The 3,257-nt window shown below is 62.7% G+C and carries 3 protein-coding genes and 1 pseudogene; 1 reads left to right on the top strand and 3 read right to left on the bottom strand.

Annotated elements, in window-relative coordinates; translation table 11 throughout:
• The 3 genes from glsA to K728_RS0106875 form a co-directional block, all read right to left on the bottom strand.
• On the bottom strand, positions 1–1,559 hold a 1,559-nt coding region (gene glsA, locus K728_RS0106885; protein ID WP_024476274.1), incomplete at its 3' end, for a glutaminase A.
• Positions 1,560–1,589: 30 nt separating this feature from the next.
• A complete protein-coding gene (locus K728_RS0106880) occupies positions 1,590–2,102 on the bottom strand; it encodes a hypothetical protein (protein WP_024476273.1) in 513 nt (170 codons plus the stop codon).
• Positions 2,099–2,488, bottom strand: a complete 390-nt coding sequence (locus K728_RS0106875) for a FitA-like ribbon-helix-helix domain-containing protein (protein ID WP_024476272.1) — start codon at positions 2,486–2,488, stop codon at positions 2,099–2,101. Before K728_RS0106875 ends, K728_RS0106880 begins: the two co-directional genes overlap by 4 nt.
• A gap of 209 nt (positions 2,489–2,697) precedes the next feature.
• Here K728_RS0106875 and K728_RS0106870 point away from each other — a divergent pair.
• A pseudogene (locus K728_RS0106870) lies at positions 2,698–3,006 on the top strand (Nramp family divalent metal transporter); the annotation flags it as partial.
• Positions 3,007–3,257: the final 251 nt, after the last annotated feature.

The raw sequence follows: 3,257 nt of genomic DNA, 5'->3' as shown, positions 1-3,257 counted from the left end.
CCGGTGGGACCGGGGACCGAGGTGGTGATTTTTCCGGACAGGATGAAGAACACGCCGCCGAACCGCTGGCCGACCCGGCGGATCACGTGCCCGTTGTCGTACTCGCGCTCTTCCATGCGAGCGGCGAGAGCCGCGGCGTCCTCGCTGGTCAGCGGGCTCAAAGCCGGGCAGTCGGTGACCTTGACCAGCGTTGGGAGGAAGAGGTTATCGCCGTAGGCGGCAATGAGTTGGTCCTCGCACCACTCGACCGCGGCGGTCCGCGTGTCGAAGGTGGGAACCTCACGGTCCACGTCCTCGAAGGTGTCGGCGAGGGCCCCGTCGCTGTCAATCAGCACCAGTTCCCTGCCTTCGCTGACCAGGTTCTCCCGCGCTTCGGCCAGCAGCCGCAGGGAGACGTCGGCGACTTCGTCGACCCGGCGGAGGTCGAGGATGATGAACTCTATGGTCTGGTCGAGGGAGCTCAGCTCACGGATCATCGACTCGGTGCCAGCGAAGAGCAGGTCGCCGTTGAGTTCGATCACGCGGGCGCGGTGACCGTTGTCCCGCAGGATGTCCATCGCCTCGTCGTTGCGGCGGATGCCCGACGGTGATGCCGAAATGTCGTAGGTGGACCGGATCGCGGACTTGCCGGTGCGGGCGGCCCTGACGAAGTGCAGTTCCATATCCCGGGACAGGCGCTGGCTCGTGGCCATGCCGCGGACACTGCTGCCGTGTTCGTCCAGGGGAGGGGAGTAGACAGCGAGTCCCACCTGACCGGGCAGGACGGCGATGGTGCCCCCGGCGACTCCGCTCTTGGCGGGCATCCCGACGGTGCTGATCCACGACCCGGCGTCGTCGTACATGCCGCAGGTGGTCATCACCGACAGAACCCGTTCGATCGGGCCGATCTCCATCACCTGACGGCCGGTGAGCGGGTTGCGGCCACTGTTGGCCAGGGTGGCGGCCATCACCGAGAGGTCGAGACAGTTCACCAGGACCGAGCACTGGCGGAAGTAGTCCTCGATCACCGGGGTGGGATCGTCCTCAATGATGTTGAACGAGCGCAGCAGGTGGGCCAGCGCGCGGTTGCGGTGCCCGTGCTTGAGTTCGGACTCGTAGATTTCGGTGTTGACGCTCAGCTGTCGCCCGGCGAACGCCGAATAGGTGTTGAGGATGCGCTTGAACCGTCCGTTGCCGCCCGACCCTTTGATCAGGGAGGTAGCAGTCAGGGCGCCAGCGTTGATCATGGCGTTGGAGGGCCGCCCGGTGCCCTCGGCGAGGGAAATTTCGTTGAACGAATCGCCGGAGGGTTCGACGTCGACCTTCTCATCAACAGCCTCCATCCCCAGGTCGGCGAGTGCCAGTCCGTAGGTGAAGGGCTTGGAGATGGACTGGATGCTGAACTCGTCCCGGGTGTCTCCCACCTCATAGATATAGCCGTCAACCGTGGTGAGGCAGATGCCGAAGTTGTTCGGATCGACATTGGCCATTGCGGGGATGGTGCTGTAGGGCTTGCCATCCTTCAGCTCGGCGATCTCCCGATGAATGCGCTTGAGGTAATTTTCAATAGGAGAGTCCATGGTCCAACACTAGCTGGAACCCAATGGCACTCAGCCGGTGCCGCCGGTACCTGGGGGGCGACGGTCAGGAGCGGAGACAGGGCCAAGTACAGGGACAGGGACAGGGCCAGGATCGGGGGCGGGAACCGGATCGAGGGTAAGCGGATGAAGCTCAAGATCGAGCCCTTGGTAGTCACCGGCACGCCCCGTGACGAGCGGCATCATGAACTGGCGGGAAATCGCCGCCTGAATAAGCACGCCCAGGGGATAATAGGACCCGGTCGCATTCTTCGTCGTCGCAAGCTTCGCCAGGGTTATGGCACTGTCGGCGTCCAGAGGGAGCACTCGCCGATGCAGCAGCCCCCGCAGCAGATCTTGCAAGGCCCGATCCCGGATCGACCGCAGCCGGGGATCTGTGGCCGCATAAATAGCGGCTGTCACTTCCGCAATAGCGAGTGCGGTTGTTTGAGGTCGAGACGGAAACTGCTTCACAAACTCGACAACACCGTCATCCTCGGTCGAGCGAATGAGTGCGAGAAGAACGTCCGAGTCGAGAATGCTCACGATTCGGCCCTCCACTCGTGTGGAGCGGGTTGCGTGGAGGCCGCTCGGTTCAGCGTGGATTGACTGCTCTCGAACTGTTTCGGCTCGGGTTGTCTGAGCTCGGGTCGTTTGAGTTCCAGTCGCCGGAAGGGTGACCTCCGCTGTGGCAGTGCGGCATCGGGAACCGAGCCAATGTCCAGACGGATGTTCCAGAGCTTCGCGTACCACTCCGGCACCTGTAAGGCGGCCAGGGGGGTGAGTGCCTGCCGGGACTCGGCCGGTAGGCTGGCGAATCGGTTCACCAGCAGCCGCAGTTCCTGTTGCATTGACCGGCCGTTTTGCGCTGCTATCACTTTAATCTGGTCTACTACCGCGGGCTCTATTTGGCGAAGCGTGATGTTCGGCATGGGTGTCTCCTTTTCAAATCGTGCATGCAGTGCATGCGATGCATGCATTTCCCCATCCAAAAGTGCATGCATTGATTGCACTGCATGCACCAAATAAAAGGGATACCGTCCCCCGTCTATGTGGGTAAGCTCACTGCCTGTCACCTCAACCGTGAGAGGATACCTAGGGCCCGAACGCCGACGGCGCGAGCTACTAGCCTCCAACCCAGGGCCACCCCGACACCCGGGTGGGCGGCAAATACTTCAGGTTCTACGTTCTGTGGCTGACTTTCCCGCCGATGATCCTGTTTGCGCTGGGTCAGCCGATTGGGCTGATCCTGGCGTACGGTGTCCTCGGTTCACTGTTCATGCCGTTCCTCGCCGTCACCCTGCTCGGACTGCTGAATGGGAAGCGGATCCCCAAGAAGTACGCGAACAAGCTCCACACCAATATCGCTTTCGCCGTCGTCGCCTTGCTGTTCATTGTGCTCGGCATCAACCAGTTGGTCGGCGCCGTCGCGCCTCTCATCGGGAGCTGACCCCGGGGTTTAGCCGCTCCGGCTGCGCCAGAAACGGCCCTGCAACTCAGACCTGCCGGTTGCAATCGGCGAACGTGAGCCTCGGGGCCGTTTCTGGCTCCGGTCGCCGTTTCTGGCTGGGGACTGCAGTGCTGGGGGACCGGCCGCTAGGAAAACCGGAGGCTAGGAAAACCGGACGTCTGTGAAGCCGCACACGGTGATCTCCACTGAACTCACCGGCCCCACCGAGGTCACCGACTCCACTGACTCCG

Source organism: Arthrobacter sp. CAL618 (assembly GCF_000468215.1).
In the GTDB taxonomy this organism is placed as follows: Bacteria; Actinomycetota; Actinomycetes; order Actinomycetales; family Micrococcaceae; genus Arthrobacter_D.
Note: the sequence above shows the minus strand (reverse complement) of the source record. Positions and strands in the feature narration are given on the sequence as shown.